We start from the raw sequence: 20,553 nt of genomic DNA, 5'->3' as shown, positions 1-20,553 counted from the left end.
TCTTCGTTCTTTATTCCAAAACATAAATAAATACACTACAATAAAGACATATAAAAATTTGCAACTAAAAGGTGATAGCTATGACGATGTGCAGTATATGTAGAGAAAAAGAGAAACAACATGCAGAACAATATGTTATTCCAGAAGTGTTATGTGGATATTACTATATCAATACAGTGTGTGAAGCATGTCATGAAAGAATAGTAACAAATGTAGATCGTCCATTAATTAGCCATAAATTAATTCAGTATAAAATAGATCAACTTAAACATCAAATTGATTCCCCTCTTCTAGATATATATGATGAAGAATATACAAATGACGAAGCTGATAGCGACGAATTTCAATTTTCAAATTCTCTTATTATGAAACTATGCAAAAGACATGATATCTCACTTCATGATGAAATATGGAAAGAAGAACGAGTAAAAAAAGTTGCTGGTTCCATTCAACGCGAATTACTGCTTGATAATCGCAAGTATAAGATGAGTTTATTGAAAATGGCTTATTTATTTGCTGTACATACAATAGATGGTTATTTTCATGATCCAGATGCAGTTGCCATTTCTAATATTTTATTTAGTGTAGATTTTATCGAATTAAAAGATAGAAATATTGTACGGGATTTAAGCAAAAGTTCATTGTGGAACACATTAAATACCGACTGCGAAAATCATTATTTTATTTTATTAAGCGATAAAGATGGCTTATTCTGTTTTATTCGCCTCTTTGATGTGTTTGATGTCGTTGTTCATCTTTCACAAAAAACATATGACCTTCCATCGCCAATTGTTGGTGTAAATGATACAATCAATCAAGAGTTTTACAAAAAAAGTTTAAAAGAATATATGAACGGATTATTTAAAACAACAAGCGGAACTCGATCTTAAAAATCAATCGATGCGATTATAAAAATAAGAACATACGGTCTCCTTCCTTACATAAACAGGATTATGCTATAATAACAATGAAAAGAGCAATACAACCACATAAATAAATCAAATTAGCATATGAATAGAAAAAGACTAGTGTGCGGCAACACACTAGTCCCATATAACTCAGCAGAGTGGATTATTCATTATCCTATTTGTTTCTTATGAATGAAACAACCCACCTTCTATTGGCGTAGAGTGGGTTGTTATTTTTTGAGCTTGTCAATTAATAACACAACAAACGTCAGCAATGCAATGAGAAAAAGACCACCTTGCAAAAGTAACGAAAGTTCACTCAAATTATCACCTCCCTTCATTAGAGAAGTGATAATAGAACAACCACCCTGGCCATGAGTTACTCTTTCATTTTATCATATTCTTCTAATTTTTACGATGAAAACCGGTAAGCTTTATGCATGCTGGTTTTTAATTGTGTTGAAAAATAATAAATGTGACATACTATGAAAAAAAGAAGGTATTCACATGCAAAGAAGGATAAAAAAGGGAATAAAACGAATCAGTCTCGTACTCCTCATTGTCCTAGCAGGAGGAGTGATTTGGTTGTACAGTACAAGTGCTGGTCATAAACTTCGCGAAATGATCGGAGGATCTATTCTGTCATCACAGCACCCACAATTCGCAAGATTACTTTTGTCAAAAGATGAAATCCAACAATTGGAAACTGCTATTTATGCACCGCCCACCCAAAAATCAAAACTTCACAATTTTTTGTTTTCTCGTAAAAAACAGCACTTATCTGTAACTGTTGAAACACACGAAGACCCACATTTCACAGCAAAAATAATGAAGGTTAACGATCCAACTACCGTTCATTTAGTAAGTTCCAAATATCATAATCAAGGACAACCATTATCTGATCTCATTGAACAAAATGGGGCTATTGGAGGTATCAACGCAGGGGGATTTAAAGATCCAGGAGGTGTTGGGCGTGGCGGAGAAGTCATAGGGATTGCAATTTCTGATGGCATTATTCGTTCAGAGCCTGGATTTAGTCGAGATGCACGTAATGTTGTTTGCGGATTCACAAAAAAAGGACAATTCATTACAGGAACATACTCCATTAATGAGTTAGAACATATGAACGTAACACAATCAGTTACATTCGGACCGCAACTGATTGTAGACGGAAAAGATATGGTGACGGATCACATTGAAGAAGCATATGGCTGGGCGCCTCGAACAGGAATCGGACAAGATTCACAAGGGAATGTAATAATGATTGTAACAGACGGAAGATTTTATTGGAACAAACACCACCGTGGTGCTTCTATGAGAGATATGGTGTCTATTTTCCAAAAATATGGATGTATAGATGCGTTTGCCTTAGACGGTGGAGGTTCTTCAACGATGATTTATAAAGGGGAATTACAGCTTAAACCTGCAACTGAAACATCCGTAGGAATGCGCTATCTTCCAAATGCATTTGTAATCATCCCGAAATAACAAGTACTCTTAAAGAATGTTGTTTATTCAGTACTCTTAACTACCGGCTGAATGTTTCATTTTTCGGCCGGTAGTTATTTACTTGTAACTCTACCATCTTATTTAAAGATTTCATTTAAACGCTCTTTATAAAATGTAATTGCTTTTGCATATGTTTTAACACTTTCCGTTTTCATTGCCACATCTAGCAGGAGTTTCATCGCTTCTTCATGAGATTGTACATTATACTTTGCCAATGATAAAAACACTTTCATGACATCATCATCTGGATAACGTTCTATTCCAGCTTCTAATACAGCAATCGCTTTATCATATTCCCCAACACAGCGATATGTACTCCCTAAACCGATATAAGCCCCGCGTAAGCTTTCTCCTTCTAGTCCCTGCTCAATAGCTCTCTCATAATATAAGCTGGCTTCCGTTTCCATTCCCATCGCATCATGCGTCCATGCACATTGATACAAGACTTCTGGATCTTGCGTAAAGTTTGTTAAACCTAACAATATCTCTCTTGACTGAACAAATTTTTGCTCGTTGCGTAGTTGTATTGCTTTTTTTAGTAGATTTTCCATCCCCTTGCCCTCCTCATTTCACTCGATATATCTATGTATAATTCCCAGCATTACTTTTTAATAATATATATTCCCGCTTATTATGAGTGATGAATAAGCAATTGTTCTCTTTCAGAATGAATCGTTGCGATTTTATCAATCAAAACTTTTGCTGTCTCTGCTTTATCGTTACATACTTGCACGTCACCATCTTTAGAAATAATGTAGTGATTCGTTTCATATGTATATAGTGCATCTGAAGCATTCGCAACCATAAAATCTGCTTGTGAACCTTTCATTCGAGCTTGAGCTCTATTTACTAATTCTTGTTGATTTACACCGCTTTCTAATTTAAATCCAGTTAATACAACATTGGGATCCCATTGTTTAATTTGTGCCAATACCTTTGGGGCTTTCTTAAAATGAATAACTGGCGGCATATCACTTGATAACTTACCTATTTCATTCATTATATTTCCGTCTCGATCGACAATTTTATCAACAATCCAGTCTGATCCAGCCGCTGCCATAATAACAATATCTATTTTTTCACGTGTAATTATTTGCTTCATTTTATCTTGCAAATCGATAATTCCCTCAAAAGAATAAGATGAAAGATTATCATCTGTTTCAGGTTTTTCTGCAAAATAACCGTGTAAATATATAACCGAAGCTCCTACTTTCAAAGCTTCTTCCGCGAGAAGTCTTCCCATTCTTCCAGTTGACAAATTTGTATGTCCCCTAACTTGATCCCACTTCTCTAAACAGCCACCACTTGTAATTAGTACCTTTTTCTCCTTCATGTTCTCCATCCTTTAATTACATATTTTATTCTTTTGCTTTTGTGTCAAAAACCACTCTGTTCCAAAATCGACAGCTTTTTGTTGTTTCATCAATTTACATGATGCATTTCCAATCGTTCCATATGTAACCATTCCTGTTTCATCAAATGCCTTTCCTAGCGGCTCAAAATCATCAGAATCATATTCGAATTCCTCATACTCTTTCCATATACGAACTCCATTTTCAATAATCGGTGCCCCAATTTGTACTTTATCTCGATATTGCGCACGAACTTCAGATAAATGAAGTGATGTATTGGAATCATGATCCACCCCAATTAATAATATATATCCATCTAAATCATATATTTTTTGTAAAGGTGACAGTCCTCCAAAACTAGGAGAAAGTTCGTGATTTTCGGTAATTTGTTCTGCATTCTTTCCCCATGCTGCAAAACTATGTAAAGGATGATTACTTCTCTTTGTATTTGGATAAGTACGAAAACATTCCACTACTTCTCCCATACTTCGCGTTGGTGTTGTTTTTGGATCAAAAGGCGGTACATTGTCACGAATAATTTCCCACCAACTTTCCGGAACCGGTGGCATTTGCCAATTTTTCGGATCAGATAAATCACTCGTTTGTGTCGGCATAACAATTGTTCCTTCTTCTGTAACAATTTTCATTAATGCTTCTACTACAGCCAAAGCACCTCCACTCACCCAGCCTATAGAACTAAGGGATGAGTGCACAATAACGGTCATTCCTTCTGTAACACCTAACTTCCGCAAATCATTTGCAATTGTATGAATTGTATTTGGTATTTTTGTTTTTGCAATAATATCGTTTATATTCATAAAAAGCCCTCCATGCTATATGGGAAATATAATTTCTTATAAATTTCATTTCTATATTATCATATTTTTCTTAATATTTAACAAAAACAAATAGAACAACTTGAAATACATAGTTGTAATTCATCAGATACAGAAATAGACATACAAAAACGCCATCCTTTCCTATGATACTACAGAAAGAATAGCGTATTTTTTTATTTTAGGGGATATTTTATTTTGTTAGCTTGCTGGCGATGTGGTGCTATCCCAACGAGGCTTGAACTTGATAAAAGGAAAAAGGAGAACACATATTTCTCATGACTAATATGTATTCTCCTTTATTTTTAGGGATATTTATGATTTAGGTCTTGATAATGTTAAAGTCCAAGATATAGTTGACGGAAATGGGGCTGATAGTAATAAATTTCTTATAATCCTTATTTTTATTCATCATATATTATTCATGACGATCATGGTCTTTTGCTATAGCTAAAGCACTAAAAGACAGTGGGCCGACAACAGCAGCCGTTGTACCTGGAGTAATATTCTCGGCAGTTACACGATACTTATGAGAACCAGCTTTTACATTCGTGTCTATAGCTTGAAATGTTACGATATAAAATTGTTCTGAGTCAGCAGATTCTATACCTTGTTGAGTCGTAAAGATTTCTTGATCATCACGAAAAACTCTAAACACAATTTGAGCGATACCTGTAATCCCTTTTATACCAACAGTGAAAATCAGTTCCACATGATTTTCGCGTGCATGTTTTTTCGGAATATGAACTTGTAGCTCTGCCAATTTAACTTTTTTTGGAGATTGTGGAATAGTAAAAGCTTTTGCTTCATTTACCTTACGAAGTGGCTCTGTTGCTTGGTAATCAACAATTCGAAATATTATAATCACCTCCTCTATCTCTATTTTAAAATATGTAATAGAGATAGAGTTTGCTTGGATATCTATCATTCTTTCTGTTTTTTATAGTATAAAAACATCAGTTGAGCCAATTGAATCTATTTCACTTTTTTATGTATATTTCTTATAAAAATAACACCATATACTCTTCATCCCGATATATTTCACCAGTTTTCAATGCCTTTTTTTCTACACCATACGTTTCAAATCCAATTGAATGATATAATTCTTTTGCCGAAATATTGTCAGAAACAACCGATAAACCAATTTGTTCTATATTTAAAGCCTTTGCTTTTTTCACGATTTCTTGTATTAGATTTCTTGCATATCCCCTCCCTCTACTTTGAGAACTTACATACATTCCTACGATGTGTCCTTTATGACGGAGTGCTGCTCTTGATTTTGTTAATAGTGTTACAATTCCTACTAGACTATTCTTCTCATCAAAGGCCCCGAACGTATAGTTATCTTCTGCTTGTAAATTTTGTGCCGCTTGTTTGATAGGTTCTTTCTTTTGCATTGCTTCTTCATATGTAGTGACGTATGCCTCTGGATTTTTCTGCAATGCTTCTAAACGTAAATTCCAATAATTTTCCGCATCAGTTTCAGTTAAGATTCTAATCATTGTTTCGTCTCCTTTCTTACATATAAAATGAAAGCCTGCCGATAGAAAAGTTGAGCAAAATTAGACATTTTCCTTTTATATTATTAAAAACATTAAGTTTACATAATATTATTATATAAAACTTTTTTTATTAAAACGTTTATCACTCTAATCCATAGCTTTCTAAAACAACTTCCATGTTTAACTTTCTCATCATGAATTTCTCTGGTTCTGTAATTTTCTCAAATCCATACTGCTCGTATAGCGTATGAGCATCTTGGGTAACTAACATAAATCGTGTACCTTTTAGCTTTGGATGTTTTACTATCGTCTCAATTAACCACTTGCTTAAACCTTTTCCTCTGCACGCAGGAAGAATAAATACATCTGCTAACCAAGAAAAGCGAACAAAATCTGTGACGACTCTTGCAAAACCTACTTGTTGATTCGTTTCACTATCATATACGCCATAACAAAGTGATGAGTTTCGAATTGTTTCTACAATTAGTGCTTTGTGTATCCCCTTTGCCCAATAAGAATCGTTACAAAGAAAATCATGGATAGTTTCAATTTGTAGCAAGTCTTTATTGGTTGAAATATAATAACTGTTATTTTTCTCTACATATAAATCAGTTTCCTTCATTTCAAGTTCCCCCTTATTTTACAAAGATAAAGGTAAATGTAAGTATTTTGGAATAGAGTCTAGAAACTCTGGTGTATATTTCAATGTAATAGAATAAGAATACTGTTTAAAATGTAATGTATTTTCTTTTTTCTGTACTTTTTGTATAAACTCTAGATCTGGAGTTCCAAAGGTAATGCTCATTGATGGCATTAAAGCTCTCATATCAATTGGAATCCACGGTCTTCCTTCTTTTACAACAACTACATGTGCAGTTCCTGCAATTACAAAATTGAATATATCTTGGTCATGTATTGTTTTCATTTGCAATGTATTTTTCAACCATTCTCGAAACATAGGAACAGACGGAACTGGAAATCCAACTTCTCGAACATACATAACTTGCAAAGGACCATTTTTTTGTACAACCTTTTCTTGTACATACTCGTGTGAAATAATCTCAAGAATATTTCCATCACTATCTTTAAAGTATACTGCTTTACTTATCGGAGAATGGTGCGTAATTTTTTCTCCTTGTTTATTTTTTAAAATTTGTACACCTGACTGTATAAGCCACAATGCAATTTCATTAAATAGTGAATATGGCACTTGAAAAGCAAAATGTGTTGGTACAATTGGTTCTAATATTTCTTTGAAGCTAATTGTTGTAAAATGAGTAATTTGAAATTGAATATAAGTCTCTGTTTGTTTTACAATAGGAAATTGCAGGATATCGGCATATACTTGTTTAACACCCTCAATAGATAATGTCTGTAATTCTATATTTGAAAAATGTGTAATCATATAGCATCCCTCACAAAATTAATACTTTCACTACTAGTGTATAAGATATATATAGTAAAAGAATCCACTTAACGGGGGATAATATATTTACTACTTTTGTAGCATAGACATATTCACCGATAGATTTTCAATATTCCTCTCTCCTTTTTCTATATATAACAAAGTGGCTTCCTTGCTCTAAGGTATATTTCCAATTAGGCGTAACTTGCAATTATACACAAATATATAAAAACAAGGCTATGCGTGACTATACAGGAAACATAAACAAATATTACGCCCCCTATTTATGACTTCATCAAAGATTTTATTGTTTTTTACTGTATTGACTGTCACTACTCCGTAACATTTCAAAAAAATCTTCCCTTAATATACTAAAACGATAACGATCAATAAATTCTCCGTATCTCAGTCGATCTTTTCTCATTAATCCTTCACGTACAAATCCAGCTCTTTCATAACTTTTCATCGCTTTCGTATTATCTGCATCTACTCGCAGCCAAATTTTTTCTAAATCGAATTGTTTAAAGCCAATTTGTAGCATTTGGGATAAAGCAGCCATTCCGTATCCTTTTCCCCAATATCGCTTATCACCAATCGCAATTCCTAGCTCTGCATTTTTATTTGTTCTATCAAAATTTTTCAAATCTACCCATCCGATATGCACACCTTTTTCGGAACAAATTGCTCTTTGCTCATATCCATTTGTTCGTTTCATACACATTTCAATCCATCTTCGTGTATCTTCACGCGTAAATGGCGGATATTGATCTGGAACCACTAAATGCTTCGTTACTTCCTTATCTAATGACCACTGATATCGGTCTTCTATATCATCTAATGATAATTCTCTTAATCGAATATTCGGTAAATTCATTGTGTAATTTCCTCTCATTTTGTATATGTATGTACAACTAACTCTCCTATATCTTTGAGTACTCGTTCTAGCTGATACCACTCTATATTTTCCTCATATGCATGAACAAATCCAATACACATTAACACTCGATCTTCTAAATATAAATAACCAACATCATTACAAACTTTTTCAAGCCCACCAGTCATATGTAGCCATTCATATTGAGTTGGAAATTGGAAACCATCCGGATCTTCTTGTTCTTTTAAAGATTCAAAGATAAGTATATTGTCCTTTTCAGTCTCATATAAACATTTCATAAAGTTAAATACACTAGTTGGTGTTCCGCAATTCTCATTTATACTTGTATTATCTTTGTTTACAATAATATCGAGTCCTATGTATTGTAATTCAATATTAATTTCATTTATATCGATTTTTTCTAAAATATAATCATACGCTTTCCTTGAATGTTTACTAATAACTTCTTTGATCATTGTATGTTCTATATATTCACTTTTTTGAAATACAATACTTCCTACAATCCACTTTGCAATATTCGCTAAAGGGAATTTTTTATTTTCATTTATATATAGGCTTTCCTTTGTTTTTGTGTCATATAAATACAAACCCAATTCCATAGAAATTGGAATGAGTTTTTGCACATCTTTTACAAAAAATTTTCTATGCTCCATCACTTTTCCACCTTACCTATACAAAAACCATCAAAGAGCCTTCCTCCATACATATCTAACATGTGATTAACAAATACGATAATTTGACCTTTTTCTCCTGTTTTATAAAATTGTTCAAACACTGCTACAAACTCTGTAGCGAACTGCTCATCGTATTTCTTTAAGGTCTTCATAAACCATTTTGATTGTCCAGTCCAACAATTATTCATTCGCAATACGAATTCATGAACAAGATTTGCAAGATGATTTGCGATAAACAATTCCTCTTCTCGTTTTGTTGCACCTATAAAATCGTCTAACACATCCGTAATAAAATATCGTTTCTGTTGTATCGTTTCTTCTGTCCAAGATTCAGGTCCTTTTTCTAATAGTTGCTGCGCCTCTTTCTTTATCGCTGGTATGTTCCCTTTTATATCTTTTAACACAATTCCTTCTACAACCAGCTGTGGTAAAGAAGGACGACCGCGTTTACAATCACTCTCAAAAAACTCTTTATAAGATGTAAAGTTGTGCACAAACACCTCGACAGGCCACCCATAAGTTATGAAAGATTCACGATATGCAGACGAAAGCGTGCCATCAAAAATAATAATATCCAAATCCGAAGTTCTTGTTCCTTCTCCTCTTGCAATACTTCCTCCTAAAAGTGCCGCATCACAAGTTGGAAATTGAGATACTAGAACTTTTTTAGCTGCCTCCATTGGTTCCATTTTCATATATACCCCTCTTATTTTGTTTTCTCTGTCTTTTATTTAATTCTTACGATATATTCGACATTTATTTCTTTTTTCCTATTTTTAAAAAAATATGGTATGTGAAATTATTAAAAATAAGTACCTAAAATGTTACTCGTCTTAATCATTGATATCTCACTACTTTTAGGCGGTAAAATTCCTCATGTTTCAACCAAACATTAATAAAAAAATGAAAAATTCCTCACTGATTACAACTGAATTTTCATTAGTTACACCTTAAGTTATCTCAAAAAACTCTTAACGATCCTATACAGCTTGCTGTCTACTAAAACTATATTTTATGAGAAGCATGTACTCTTACCTTTCTTTAAACTCTCAGTTTAACTGAAAATTTTTATTTTAGTTATAGAAGAATTTATAAGATGTTAGTAGACCTATTTCTGAAATTTAATTTACAAACTTATTATGGTACGTGAAATTATATAGATTTGATTTAATAAAATATGGATGAAGATACGTTGTTGTCCGTAGAAATTCCACACTTCAAGCGTTAGTTAGGTGGGGGGAGTTCAATTATTTAACGCTATTGATTATTAGCTTAATAAAAAGGGCTCTCATTTTAAATATCTATACAAAAACCATTGATATCCGTACGTATACATGATATCAATGGTTTTCACGAGTTTAACATTTTGTATCTTTTGTAAAACTTAGTATGATTAATTAACATTTTTATATTTTTTTCAAAAATGGGCTCTTATTATTGAAAAGATTGGGTTCTATATCACAGCCAAAAGGATAACCAGTGCTAAAACAGCTGGAAGTCCCTGTTTTACAATAATTGACTTGTTGGATGTAATGCCTCCGAAAACGGCCGCCACCACTACACAAATTACGAAAAACAATTGAATCATATGACCAATTGGATTGAATCCAAGTATGAGTCCCCAAATAAGCCCAGCAGCTAGAAATCCATTATATAGACCCTGATTTGCAAACATGACGGCTACGTTCCGATCTCCTTCTAAATGCTTCGGTAATTTGAAAGATCGTTTTGCCACCTTTGAATCAATAAAAAACATTTCAAGAATCATAATGAATAAATGCTCTAATGCTACGATTCCCACTAAAATCGCCGCAAGTATTTCCACACACTATTCTCCCCTCTCTGTTCCATCATATCAGTTTTATATTATTTCCATTGTGCAATTCTGTCGACTGGGAGACGGTATGAAGCATATCCTTCATCTGCTGCTTTTCCGATGGATAGAAGCATAACTGGTACATAACGTTCTTTATCTAATCCGAAGACTTCAGCGATATTTTCTTTGTCATAGCCCCCAATTGGATTTGTATCGTATCCATGTGCACGCGCTGTCAGCATTAACTGCATGGAGACAAGACCTGAGTCAATCAGAATAGTTTCGCGATTCTCTTGCATTGGAAGCTTTTCAAAATGTGCAGTCAACGCTTGTACTTGTCTGTCTTTTACCTCTTGCGGCATATATCCTAGTTCAACAGCTTTTGAATAAATTTCTTCTATATAGTCACCATTGTTCATATCTGCAAATACTGCTATGACAGCAGATGAAGTGGAAACTTGTGATTGATTAAATTTAGCAAGTTTCGCAAGCTTTTCTTTCCCCTCCGCGCTTTCGATAACAAGAAAACGCCATGGCTGTGCATTAACTGAAGATGGTGCTGTAGTAGCTTCCTTTAATATTTCGGTCATCTCTTCTTTGCTGATTTTGACTGTTGGATCATAATTACGTATGGATCGACGTCCTTTCATGATTTTCATAAAATCGTTTGTTTTTAATGTAGTTCCCATGTATAAACACTCCTCTATGCTTTAATCTTCTCTACATTTTTTTGCATTTGTGACAGTATATAAATAAGTACATTGCGTTCTTCCACACTGACATTAACAAGCATTTCCTTCATAAAACGTTCCTTTTCTTTCTTGGAAGACTCGATTTGTTCTCGTCCTTGCTCAGATAACCGAACAAGTGTTATACGGTTATCTTCAGGTTTCTTTCTTCTTAATACTATTCCTTTGGCTTCAAGCTGTTTAACGTGTCTGGTGATGGCTGCGCCATCAATATTCACCTTTTTTTGAAGGTCGCTTTGACTAATTTCATCAACTTGATAGAGCAATGCGAGTAATTCTAATCGAGATTGACTGATGCCAGTGCATGCTTCAAACTTCGTACCAATTACTTTGTTCAAACTTTGTAGCTTATATAAAATTTCGGCTTCTTCTGAATAATATGTTGCCAAAACTCACCCCTTCTTTCTTACCGAAAATTAATTGATATATCAATAATTGATATATCAATAATATACATCCCTCTTTCTAGTTTTGCAAGTTTTTTTGCTTAATTAGTTTTATTTTGTTCCATCGGCTTTATATTTATCCACAATATCAGTTTGCATCTCTAGAAATCAAAAATATTTTCAGTTTCTTCTGATAATCAGATATAACTAAATATATATAGGAATTCAGCTACATCACCATCAAGTTAAAAGATTAGTTTCCCCAAAACGAAAACTTTATGTCTTTATAATAATGAAACTCATTTTTATTGTTTTGGAGGTAGTCCATTTTGTTAGCTTGATGGGTATGGGGCGAGCCCCCTCTTATAGCTTTTTCATTATTATTCATCTTACAGTTTTAAAGGGCAATACTACATACAAACTGTAGTATTGCCCTTAGTTTTTTAGATTAAAATGCAACTATTTTATTGCCTTTGTACATTTTTTGAAGAATTAGAACGATATGTAACACCCGTATTCTTAGAAAAACTTGCAAGAAAAATCGAATTATTAAACAAACCTTTTCTTGAAATTAAATATAGCATCTACTGCTTTCTTATAACCCCCAGCTTCGTTAAGAGACTTCCTATTTTGATACGCTGCTTCTTACTCAACGGTATTTTGGGAATGATTTTTGGTTGGCTGTATCGGAAGCTAGGATTGCAATATGCGATGATTGCACACGTTTTGTGTCATGTTACTCGTTATGTTGTCCTAGTATGCTTTCTGCTTTAATAGTGATAAAGGTTCGATACAAGCTATCACTTCAAGTGTAGTGACAACCTAGAGTCTTACATAAAGAATAATAAAGAGGAAGGGAAATAAATTCATTTATTTTCCTGTTGAACAAATCCTATTTTTCCGGCACAGAACCTTCTTATACCCTATTATAGAAGCTATTTTGAACGTAAGTAATTTGTAAGGAATGAGTAAGAAAAAAGAAAGTTTCATTGTATATGATAAAAATATAACGAGGTGTGAAAGGCGGAATAGATATGACGTATATATGAAAAACAAACCAGTTAACAAGAGTATTTCAAGAAAAAGAAGTAATTTCTGGAGTTAGCATACATGTGAAAAAAAGAGGGATTTACCGCTTGTTAGGACAGAGTGGCGATAGTAAAACAACATTTATGGAGATGATAGCTGTGTGATTAATATGGAACAGTAAGCAACCACCTATACAATATTAATAGAGGAGAGGAATGCCTTATGAAAATGCGTAGTCAAATTACATTTGCAAGCCTGGCTCTTTTAATAACTGGAAGTTCCCTGCTATACACATCGCCAACTTCAATTGTAAAAGCAGAGCCGACTCAAAATGTATCTAGTTCGTTACACACAAGCACTCAACGAGATCGTAATTCCATCAAACAAGCAATGCGGGATACATTGCAATTTGGATTCCCGGGAATACTTGCTAAAACTTCTGAGGGTGGAAAAACGTGGGGTTATGCGGCTGGGGTAGCGAATCTGAGCACTAAGAAACCAATGAAAACAGATTTTCGTTTTCGTGTTGGTAGCGTGACGAAGACGTTCACCGCAACGGTTGTACTTCAATTAGCTGGAGAGAACCGCCTGAATCTAGACGCCCCCCTCGAAAAATGGTTGCCTGGTGTTATTCAAGGAAACGGATATGATGGTAAACAGATTACTATCCGGCAGATATTGAACCATACAAGTGGTATCGCTGACTACTTAAAGTCAAAAGACGTTGATATGATGAATACAAAAAAAACATATACCGCTGAAGAAATAGTGAAGATTGGGCTTTCTCTGCCTCCAGACTTCGCCCCTGGAAAGGGCTGGTCTTATTCAAACACAGGATACGTATTACTGGGTATCCTTATTGAAAAAGTAACCGGAAACAGCTATGCGGAAGAGATTGAAAATCGGATTATTGAACCACTTGAATTGTCGAATACATTTCTACCTGGCAATTCAAGCGTTATTCCAGGCACTAAGCATGCCCGTGGATATATCCAACCAGACGGAGCAAGTGAGCTAAAAGACGTTACTTATTATAACCCAAGTATAGCTAGCTCGGCTGGAGATATGATTTCTACCGCTGATGACTTAAACAAATTCTTTTCTTCCTTACTCGGTGGCAAATTACTAAAGGAACAGCAACTAAAACAAATGCTTACTACAGTTCCTACAGGACGAGCAGAAATTAATGGATATGGTCTTGGAATCTATGAAACTAAGCTTCCAAGCGGTGCCTCGATATGGGGACACACAGGTGGCATTCCAGGTTTTGTTACTTTTGCTGGAGGTACACTTGGCGGCAAGCATACGTTGGCCGTCAATTTGAACAGTACGGGTAGAACTAACAGTCCCGATCCTTTTAAAAATATTTTACTTGCTGAATTTAGCAAGTAGGCAAAAAAGAAAACCGGATAAATTTTGTCATAGTTTTTATAATTTTAAATATATCTTTCTGGTTCAAAAACCCCCAACTTACTCTAAAAATAAACTTTGGGGTTTTTGGAATTCCAGCGGCAATCCAACGCTATTAAGCTAATAAAAAAGAACGAATTTATATAAAAACGTTCTTTTTTATTATATTTAATTCTACTTTTCCAGTGATTATTATCTCGCTATTTTATCATGTACTTTTGACATTGTTTCCTCTTTTAGATTGCTGTGCTTTATCGAATAAAGAAAATAGATCGTTGCTCCAATGACTAACCAAATACTAAAGTATATCCATGTTCTTAATGGCAAATTTAGCATTAAGAATAAACAACATATAATTGATATGATTGGTAAAACAGGTACAAATGGCACTACAAATCCACGCTTTAAATTTGGATGTGTTTTACGAAGAATAATAACTGATAAACTAACCAGCGAAAACGTTACCAAACCACCAATATTAACTAAATTAACCAGTTCTTTTAAATTGATAAACCCAGCTATCACGGAACTTCCTATTCCTGCCAATCCGACTGTAAAGGTTGGTGCTCCAGTCTTCTTATTAATCTTCGCAAGTGATTTTGGTAACAGTCCATCACGACTCATTGCAAAGAATACTCGAGTTGCTGCGTACATACTCGAGGAAATAACAGCCATAAGGCCAATTACAGCCCCGGCAGCAATTACACCACCGACTTTTCCTTGTCCTACAACTTCCATTGCATAAGCCATAGCTTCAGGTACATTTAATTCTTTATAGGAAACCATCCCTGTCATAACAAGACACACTATAACGTAAATAAGTGTACATATGATTAACGATACAATAATACCAATGGGAAGATTACGTTGTGGATTTTTTACTTCTTCTGCCGAAGTGGCTAATATATCAAAGCCCATAAAAGCAAAGAATACGGCTGCTCCACCAGCAAGAACTCCACTTAAACCGTATGGTGCAAATGGTACCCAATTCTCTGGCTTTACATAGAATATACCAACCATAATAAATAATACAACCATTCCAATTTTAATTAGCACCATTATGTTATTAATACGTTTACTTTCCTTCGTACCACGCGATAACATCCATGTTAATAGCAATGTAATGATTACCGCTGGTAAATTCATAATACCACCTTGTGATGGAATCGTTAACAGAGATTTGGGTATCTCTAATCCAAATCCACTTATTAAATTGTGGAAATATCCTGTCCATCCACCAGCGACAGCCGCTGTTGCCACGATATATATTGAGAGTAACGTCCAACCTACTAAATGAGCCACAAACTCACCGATTGTTGCGTAGGAGTACGTATATACACTACCTGACGTTGGGAGTGTAGAAGCAATTTCTGCGTAACATAATGCTACAAATCCACAAACAATCGCTGCGAGTATAAATGAAAAAATAACTGCTGGACCAGCATCTTTTGCTGCTACTAATCCAGTTAACACCAGAACTCCCGTCCCAATTATCGAGCCTATTCCTAACATAATTAAATCAAATGCTCCTAGTGTTTTCGTTAAGCCCTTGCTTTTATTATGCTCTAACAATTGTGTAACAGATTTCTTTTTTAATATCTTACTCATATCCCCTGCATCCCCTTTAAAAAATACGGTATATTCTTCTTGTTCTTGTTGCATCCCCTTAAGTTTATTTAGAATTTAACTAAAGCCAAGTTATCAATTTTATAGTGTATAGGTGTATGGTATTTGATAGACTTATTAATGCTTTTTCCAAATTCTTTATATGAATCGATTCCATTAGCATTGATTAATTATAGTTATCTAATTCCATTGTTTTACCAACCTTTTTAATTTATAAAACTAATTTGAGTGAAGGCTAAAATGTTTTATTTTTTTGAATATTCAAGTCGGATTTTGATTATCTTTGTCGAATCATACCGATTTATTGTAATTAAGGATCATTTATTTGTAAAGTGTTATTTTTTATGAATCTCTTACGATAAAAAAGATTCATAATCGTTTGAAAGTAGCAAGACCGGAGAAAAAATATCACAGAGAGCATTAGCTGAAATGGTAGAAGTATCTAGGCAAACAATTAGTTCTATTGAAATAACGTTTTACGGCTTTTAATTTCTCTCCAATTGTAAATTTAGCCATAAGAAAAAGCACCCCAATTGTTAGAAAGTGTCTAACAATTGGGGTGCAGTACATTATTTAGGATTCTTTTTGTAGATTTTTAATAGGAACATTTAATTTGATTTTTCGATTAGTCATATAAACTCCCATTAGTATAAAAATTAATCCAATGATTAATTTCCAACTTATAGCTTCACTTAAAAGAATATATCCCCAAAAAATAGCTGATACTGGTACTAAATATGTAGATATTGAAGCAAAATCTGGGCTTCCTTTTTGAATTAAGTAAAAGTAAAGTAAATACGCTATACCTGATCCAAATACACCTATTCCAATTAATGCGCCTATATGATGCCATGATATCTTAGTTAAAATTTGAATTGGATCTTCTAACAATAAAACTATGAAACCGCTACATATACTACCGACTAATAGTGTGCCTAAAGAAATTTGAAACATGGACATTTCTTTAAGATAACGTTTTGTTATATGGGTAGCTAAACCATAGCAAAATGTTGCTGTCAACATAGCGAAAAAATTTAAAGAATTTACTGAAAAAACATTAGACAGATGTAAGTCCGAGAGAATTAAAATACCTATGAATCCAATAAATAAACCTATAAGTTGATTGCGATTAGAACGTATACCAAAAAATAAAATTCCTAAAATCATTGTCCATAAAGGTTGGGTTGCATTTAAAACGGAAGCTAAATTACTAGTCATTTTTTGTTCGCTAAAACAAATAAGTGTCCATGGAATTACAGTATTTAGTATTCCTACAGAAATTAAAGGTATAAATGGAATTTTCCCTTTAAAAGATTTGCGGAAAAACGGTATAAGTACAATTAGTGTTATAACTCCAAAAGTTGAACGTAAAAATGCTACAACTAAAGGGTTAAAATCTGCAACTAACACCTTGAAATAATAGAAAGACCCTCCCCAAATAAGACTTAACATAATGAGTGCAAGGTATAATTTACGAGACATTTCTTCCCCCCTCTTTATTTGTATAGATTCGGTTTTTATATATTCGCCAAAAGTTGAAAAATGAAACAATTTTCCAAGGTAAAATATATCCGAGTGCTGCGGTTACAAACAGTGCTACCTCAGTATCCGTACTGAGCCACTTTAAATAACCGCGAAGTAGAAATCGGATAATAAAAACAATAATAAAGACGATGATGAAACTTCTATTTTTTGTAGCGTAGATATGTTGATCAGACCGGAGTTCATAGTAGTCGTTCGAATAAGTGGAATAGATAAAAGAAATCCAAAGATAAGTGCACAAATCCATTCCCAGCCAGCAGCATGAATCTTTGGATTCAAATTAATGGGAATACTAGGTAATAGCAAATATAATACATAATAATATTTCTTTCCATTTACCACCTATAACATCAAGAGTTTCCTCAATAGGAAAATTGTATTCTTTTGTAAAATCTCCCCTCCCTACAATAGTTTTAAATCTAAAGGTCATGAACAAGGTGCTAAGCCCCTTTCTTCTCGTTTTTATAGGAACCATAAAGTTCCTATAGCACTTTAAAGTGCCTACTTTAAAGTGTATAGTTAAAAGATTAGTATATACCATATAATATCAATATTACCAAATGTTGTACAATATCAAAATGGTATTGATGTTATCTATTATTCTTTGAAAAGAGGGAGAATTTATGAAAACACTTGTAATCATTGCACATCCAAATATTGAAGAATCTCGAGTGAATAAACGTTGGCTCGAGGAAATTAAAAAATATCCAGAAGATTTTACTGTACATGAAATATATAAACGTTATCCAGATTGGAACTTTGATCTTGAATATGAACAAAATCTATTATTAGAACATGATCGTTATATTTTTCAATTTCCATTCTATTGGTACAGCTCTCCCCCGTTGTTAAAAAAATGGTTTGATGATATTTTTACATACGGATTTGCATATGGTTCTAAAGGGGATAAGCTCCAAGGAAAAGAGTTTGGTCTAGCAATTTCTGCTGGTGTAATAGAGAGGGAGTATCAAGCAGGTGAAGCAAATGAGTATACATTAAGTGAATTATTAAAACCTTATCAGGCTTCATGCCTTTATACTGGTATGAAATTCTTACCGACTTTTGCTGTATATGGTGCGGAACATAACTTAACAGATGAAAAGTTAGAAGAAAGTGCTAAAAACTACATTCTTCATATGCAGAATCTTTCTAAAAAATAAGAGTTTAATCATCTTTTTTTTCTTAAAGATAAAATTGTCATTTAGGGTCCTGAATATAGGACCTTTTTTTTGGTTCTGGTGCAAACATGATTTGTTAGAAACATAGAACCTCAATATCCTTTTCATCCATAAAATATGATGCTAATCTAAACAATTTATGTATGAACTCAACTTTATTTCGGGCAGACTTTACCCCTTGGTGAACTTGTCCCTTTTTCATTATATGCATGGCTTCGATACCACTTATCATCCAAGAAGCCGTTTGAAAGGACTTTAATCCTAACATCGAACGAACTGGCTTCTTTATATCTTATGCTATGATATTGTTAAGATATTTAGCTACGGTTAGGTTCCACTTTAACTGGAGCCTCTTTTGGAGCAATCAGTAATACTTTATCTACTGAAACAGCTTACTTATCTGACGCTTCCGCTGCTGCTATAAATTCTACTACTGGAATTAAACTAATAAGCGGACTTGCTAAAGGCGGACAAAGTTCATCATTAGATAATTTTCCTGTTAACATTGTTCTAACAGATGTAACCCCAGTTACGTTAGCTGTGATGCCACTTTCTAGTAGTGCTTGTGTTAACGTAGTTTTTCGTACCCACGAGGATTGGTGATATTTTTATAATTTGTAAAATTACAACTTCATAATTCCCCTCCACTCCAACCTTTTATAGATTCTAAATAGTAACAATTTTACTACCTTATTAATAAATAAAAATTAAAAAATCTCACATGCAATCCATAAATCACTTTCATATTTGTAAACATATTTTTTTACAATACTATACATAAAATTGCTAATATAATAGAATGAAATAGAATGGAATTATTAGAAATAGAAAGAAGGACATTTATGCGTAGCAAATCATCTCTTGTAACCTTATTTAAAAAAGCTTTTATTGTGTGCATAGGAATTTCGTGCATATATGCGGTATCTGGAGGATCGAAACACATTGTAAATGCTAGTACTGAAGATTCCTCACAATCAGTTCAGCCAGTAAGTGAAATACAAACTGTGCTAGCTCCAAAGCAAGTACCCGATCACTATAATGGTCAAGTTAGAAAAGTAGCTTATCTTACTTTTGATGATGGACCAGGAAAGTTTACAGCTCAATTATTAGATATACTAAAGCAAAACGATGCGAAAGCCACTTTTTTCCTGATTGGTTCTAATGTTAAAGCATACCCCGATTTAGTAAAACGTGAAAAATCAGAAGGACACTATGTTGGGATGCACAGTATGTCTCATGACTATAATAAATTGTACAAACAAGGCGGTTACGTAAATGAAATGACAGAGGATCAAACATTAATCGCCAACATTCTTGGTTATGCTCCAAAATTAACACGCCCACCATACGGTTCAATGCCGGGACTTACAGAGGCTGAGAGAAATCAAGTTGTTGAAAAAGGTTTGCGAGTATGGGATTGGACAATTGATTCTTTAGATTGGAAATATAATAAAATACCGGTAGATGCTGCTTCTGCTAAAGTTGTACAAAATGTACTTAACGGTGCTAAATCCGACAGAGAAGTCATTCTTTTACACGATATTCATCCGCAATCCGTTGCTGCTGTACCTGCTATTATTAAAGGGTTAAAGGAAAAAGGTTATGAGATTGACAGTTATAATGAAAATGAACATTTCCCACTAAACTTTTGGCATGATAAACGAATTTAACATGGTAAAAGGCTTAAATTCTATACAACAGAATTTAAGCCTTTTATATTTTCATAATAAAGTGAA

General features: G+C 33.7%; 22 protein-coding genes and 2 pseudogenes. 6 read left to right on the top strand and 18 right to left on the bottom strand.

Features of this window, described 5'->3' with window-relative positions; all coding sequences use genetic code 11:
- Window positions 1–80: 80 nt before the first annotated feature.
- The gene (locus tag AB1279_RS11985; protein WP_429758954.1) at window positions 81–890 is read left to right on the top strand and encodes an HNH endonuclease; all 810 of its coding nucleotides are present in this window, start codon (window positions 81–83) and stop codon (window positions 888–890) included.
- A 248-nt stretch (window positions 891–1,138) separates the two neighbouring features.
- Here the strand turns inward: AB1279_RS11985 and AB1279_RS11980 are convergent, their stop codons facing one another.
- Complete coding sequence (locus AB1279_RS11980) at window positions 1,139–1,231, bottom strand: putative holin-like toxin (protein ID WP_098308626.1); 93 nt, start codon at window positions 1,229–1,231, stop codon at window positions 1,139–1,141.
- Between the two features lie 184 nt (window positions 1,232–1,415).
- Here AB1279_RS11980 and AB1279_RS11975 point away from each other — a divergent pair, with 184 nt between their 5' ends.
- Window positions 1,416–2,396 (top strand): phosphodiester glycosidase family protein, encoded by a 981-nt coding sequence (locus AB1279_RS11975; RefSeq protein ID WP_429758953.1) that lies wholly within the window; start codon window positions 1,416–1,418, stop codon window positions 2,394–2,396.
- 98 nt (window positions 2,397–2,494) lie between these two features.
- Here AB1279_RS11975 and AB1279_RS11970 read toward each other — a convergent pair whose 3' ends face one another.
- The 13 genes from AB1279_RS11970 to AB1279_RS11910 all read right to left on the bottom strand — a co-directional run bounded on the left by AB1279_RS11970 (window position 2,495) and on the right by AB1279_RS11910 (window position 12,035).
- A complete protein-coding gene (locus AB1279_RS11970) occupies window positions 2,495–2,968 on the bottom strand; it encodes a tetratricopeptide repeat protein (protein WP_429758952.1) in 474 nt (157 codons plus the stop codon).
- An 80-nt stretch (window positions 2,969–3,048) separates the two neighbouring features.
- Window positions 3,049–3,750: a phosphopantothenoylcysteine decarboxylase gene (locus tag AB1279_RS11965; RefSeq protein ID WP_336480800.1), complete on the bottom strand. Its 702-nt coding sequence runs from the start codon at window positions 3,748–3,750 to the stop codon at window positions 3,049–3,051.
- Between the two features lie 12 nt (window positions 3,751–3,762).
- Entirely contained in the window at window positions 3,763–4,587 is an 825-nt protein-coding gene (locus tag AB1279_RS11960; RefSeq protein WP_429758950.1) for an aminoglycoside N(3)-acetyltransferase, read from the bottom strand.
- Between the two features lie 436 nt (window positions 4,588–5,023).
- Window positions 5,024–5,464, bottom strand: coding sequence for an exosporium protein C (locus AB1279_RS11955; protein WP_429761374.1), 441 nt, complete (start codon window positions 5,462–5,464; stop codon window positions 5,024–5,026).
- Between the two features lie 142 nt (window positions 5,465–5,606).
- Window positions 5,607–6,107: an N-acetyltransferase family protein gene (locus tag AB1279_RS11950; RefSeq protein WP_429758949.1), complete on the bottom strand. Its 501-nt coding sequence runs from the start codon at window positions 6,105–6,107 to the stop codon at window positions 5,607–5,609.
- Window positions 6,108–6,249: 142 nt separating this feature from the next.
- Window positions 6,250–6,729, bottom strand: coding sequence for a GNAT family N-acetyltransferase (locus AB1279_RS11945; RefSeq protein WP_429758948.1), 480 nt, complete (start codon window positions 6,727–6,729; stop codon window positions 6,250–6,252).
- Window positions 6,730–6,747: 18 nt separating this feature from the next.
- The gene (locus AB1279_RS11940; protein ID WP_429758947.1) at window positions 6,748–7,512 is read right to left on the bottom strand and encodes a VOC family protein; all 765 of its coding nucleotides are present in this window, start codon (window positions 7,510–7,512) and stop codon (window positions 6,748–6,750) included.
- Between the two features lie 304 nt (window positions 7,513–7,816).
- A complete protein-coding gene (locus tag AB1279_RS11935) occupies window positions 7,817–8,386 on the bottom strand; it encodes a GNAT family N-acetyltransferase (RefSeq protein ID WP_429758946.1) in 570 nt (189 codons plus the stop codon).
- Between the two features lie 14 nt (window positions 8,387–8,400).
- On the bottom strand, window positions 8,401–9,060 hold the full coding sequence (locus AB1279_RS11930; RefSeq protein WP_429758945.1) for a serine hydrolase: 660 nt from the start codon (window positions 9,058–9,060) through the stop codon (window positions 8,401–8,403).
- Entirely contained in the window at window positions 9,060–9,770 is a 711-nt protein-coding gene (locus tag AB1279_RS11925; protein WP_429761372.1) for a nucleotidyltransferase domain-containing protein, read from the bottom strand. The genes AB1279_RS11930 and AB1279_RS11925 overlap by 1 nt, the downstream gene beginning before the upstream one ends.
- A gap of 764 nt (window positions 9,771–10,534) precedes the next feature.
- Window positions 10,535–10,906 carry a DUF1304 domain-containing protein gene (locus AB1279_RS11920; protein WP_429749517.1) on the bottom strand — a complete coding sequence of 124 codons (372 nt, stop codon included), beginning with the start codon at window positions 10,904–10,906 and terminating at the stop codon, window positions 10,535–10,537.
- A gap of 41 nt (window positions 10,907–10,947) precedes the next feature.
- Window positions 10,948–11,586 (bottom strand): nitroreductase family protein, encoded by a 639-nt coding sequence (locus tag AB1279_RS11915; protein ID WP_429758944.1) that lies wholly within the window; start codon window positions 11,584–11,586, stop codon window positions 10,948–10,950.
- Between the two features lie 14 nt (window positions 11,587–11,600).
- Entirely contained in the window at window positions 11,601–12,035 is a 435-nt protein-coding gene (locus tag AB1279_RS11910; protein ID WP_429749513.1) for a MarR family winged helix-turn-helix transcriptional regulator, read from the bottom strand.
- A gap of 1,248 nt (window positions 12,036–13,283) precedes the next feature.
- On the opposite strand from AB1279_RS11910, the gene AB1279_RS11905 reads away from it, so the two are divergent.
- The gene (locus AB1279_RS11905) at window positions 13,284–14,453 is read left to right on the top strand and encodes a serine hydrolase domain-containing protein (protein ID WP_429758943.1); all 1,170 of its coding nucleotides are present in this window, start codon (window positions 13,284–13,286) and stop codon (window positions 14,451–14,453) included.
- Window positions 14,454–14,663: 210 nt separating this feature from the next.
- Here AB1279_RS11905 and AB1279_RS11900 read toward each other — a convergent pair whose 3' ends face one another.
- Entirely contained in the window at window positions 14,664–16,079 is a 1,416-nt protein-coding gene (locus AB1279_RS11900) for an amino acid permease (RefSeq protein WP_429758941.1), read from the bottom strand.
- A gap of 447 nt (window positions 16,080–16,526) precedes the next feature.
- On the opposite strand from AB1279_RS11900, the gene AB1279_RS11895 reads away from it, so the two are divergent.
- Entirely contained in the window at window positions 16,527–16,586 is a 60-nt protein-coding gene (locus AB1279_RS11895; RefSeq protein ID WP_413789164.1) for a hypothetical protein, read from the top strand.
- An 84-nt stretch (window positions 16,587–16,670) separates the two neighbouring features.
- Here the strand turns inward: AB1279_RS11895 and AB1279_RS11890 are convergent, their stop codons facing one another.
- Both AB1279_RS11890 and AB1279_RS11885 read right to left on the bottom strand, forming a co-directional pair.
- Window positions 16,671–17,579 carry a DMT family transporter gene (locus AB1279_RS11890; protein WP_336480813.1) on the bottom strand — a complete coding sequence of 303 codons (909 nt, stop codon included), beginning with the start codon at window positions 17,577–17,579 and terminating at the stop codon, window positions 16,671–16,673.
- Window positions 17,569–17,981, bottom strand: a pseudogene (locus AB1279_RS11885) (CcdC protein domain-containing protein). The gene AB1279_RS11890 and the pseudogene AB1279_RS11885 overlap by 11 nt, the downstream one beginning before the upstream one ends.
- 281 nt (window positions 17,982–18,262) lie before the next feature.
- Here AB1279_RS11885 and AB1279_RS11880 point away from each other — a divergent pair.
- Complete coding sequence (locus tag AB1279_RS11880) at window positions 18,263–18,799, top strand: NAD(P)H-dependent oxidoreductase (protein ID WP_429758940.1); 537 nt, start codon at window positions 18,263–18,265, stop codon at window positions 18,797–18,799.
- Window positions 18,800–18,893: 94 nt separating this feature from the next.
- Here AB1279_RS11880 and AB1279_RS11875 read toward each other — a convergent pair.
- Window positions 18,894–19,139 (bottom strand): annotated as a pseudogene (locus AB1279_RS11875) (hypothetical protein); the annotation flags it as partial.
- Window positions 19,140–19,659: 520 nt separating this feature from the next.
- On the opposite strand from AB1279_RS11875, the gene AB1279_RS11870 reads away from it, so the two are divergent.
- A complete protein-coding gene (locus AB1279_RS11870; RefSeq protein WP_429758939.1) occupies window positions 19,660–20,487 on the top strand; it encodes a peptidoglycan-N-acetylglucosamine deacetylase in 828 nt (275 codons plus the stop codon).
- Window positions 20,488–20,553 lie beyond the last annotated feature (66 nt).

It is taken from the genome of Bacillus sp. S14(2024) (assembly GCF_050473785.1).
Taxonomy (GTDB): domain Bacteria; phylum Bacillota; class Bacilli; order Bacillales; family Bacillaceae_G; genus Bacillus_A; species Bacillus_A yunxiaonensis.
Note: the sequence above shows the minus strand (reverse complement) of the source record. Positions and strands in the feature narration are given on the sequence as shown.

What these genes read in the sequence shown, in the direction of transcription:
- AB1279_RS11985 (WP_429758954.1), top strand. Translation starts at nt 81, where the DNA reads ATGACGATGTGCAGTATATGTAGAGAAAAAGAGAAACAACATGCAGAA.
- AB1279_RS11975 (WP_429758953.1), top strand. Translation starts at nt 1,416, where the DNA reads ATGCAAAGAAGGATAAAAAAGGGAATAAAACGAATCAGTCTCGTACTC.
- AB1279_RS11970 (WP_429758952.1), bottom strand. Translation starts at nt 2,968, where the DNA reads ATGGAAAATCTACTAAAAAAAGCAATACAACTACGCAACGAGCAAAAA.
- AB1279_RS11965 (WP_336480800.1), bottom strand. Translation starts at nt 3,750, where the DNA reads ATGAAGGAGAAAAAGGTACTAATTACAAGTGGTGGCTGTTTAGAGAAG.
- AB1279_RS11960 (WP_429758950.1), bottom strand. Translation starts at nt 4,587, where the DNA reads ATGAATATAAACGATATTATTGCAAAAACAAAAATACCAAATACAATT.
- AB1279_RS11950 (WP_429758949.1), bottom strand. Translation starts at nt 6,107, where the DNA reads ATGATTAGAATCTTAACTGAAACTGATGCGGAAAATTATTGGAATTTA.
- AB1279_RS11945 (WP_429758948.1), bottom strand. Translation starts at nt 6,729, where the DNA reads ATGAAGGAAACTGATTTATATGTAGAGAAAAATAACAGTTATTATATT.
- AB1279_RS11940 (WP_429758947.1), bottom strand. Translation starts at nt 7,512, where the DNA reads ATGATTACACATTTTTCAAATATAGAATTACAGACATTATCTATTGAG.
- AB1279_RS11935 (WP_429758946.1), bottom strand. Translation starts at nt 8,386, where the DNA reads ATGAATTTACCGAATATTCGATTAAGAGAATTATCATTAGATGATATA.
- AB1279_RS11930 (WP_429758945.1), bottom strand. Translation starts at nt 9,060, where the DNA reads ATGGAGCATAGAAAATTTTTTGTAAAAGATGTGCAAAAACTCATTCCA.
- AB1279_RS11925 (WP_429761372.1), bottom strand. Translation starts at nt 9,770, where the DNA reads ATGGAACCAATGGAGGCAGCTAAAAAAGTTCTAGTATCTCAATTTCCA.
- AB1279_RS11915 (WP_429758944.1), bottom strand. Translation starts at nt 11,586, where the DNA reads ATGGGAACTACATTAAAAACAAACGATTTTATGAAAATCATGAAAGGA.
- AB1279_RS11905 (WP_429758943.1), top strand. Translation starts at nt 13,284, where the DNA reads ATGAAAATGCGTAGTCAAATTACATTTGCAAGCCTGGCTCTTTTAATA.
- AB1279_RS11900 (WP_429758941.1), bottom strand. Translation starts at nt 16,079, where the DNA reads ATGAGTAAGATATTAAAAAAGAAATCTGTTACACAATTGTTAGAGCAT.
- AB1279_RS11890 (WP_336480813.1), bottom strand. Translation starts at nt 17,579, where the DNA reads ATGTCTCGTAAATTATACCTTGCACTCATTATGTTAAGTCTTATTTGG.
- AB1279_RS11880 (WP_429758940.1), top strand. Translation starts at nt 18,263, where the DNA reads ATGAAAACACTTGTAATCATTGCACATCCAAATATTGAAGAATCTCGA.
- AB1279_RS11870 (WP_429758939.1), top strand. Translation starts at nt 19,660, where the DNA reads ATGCGTAGCAAATCATCTCTTGTAACCTTATTTAAAAAAGCTTTTATT.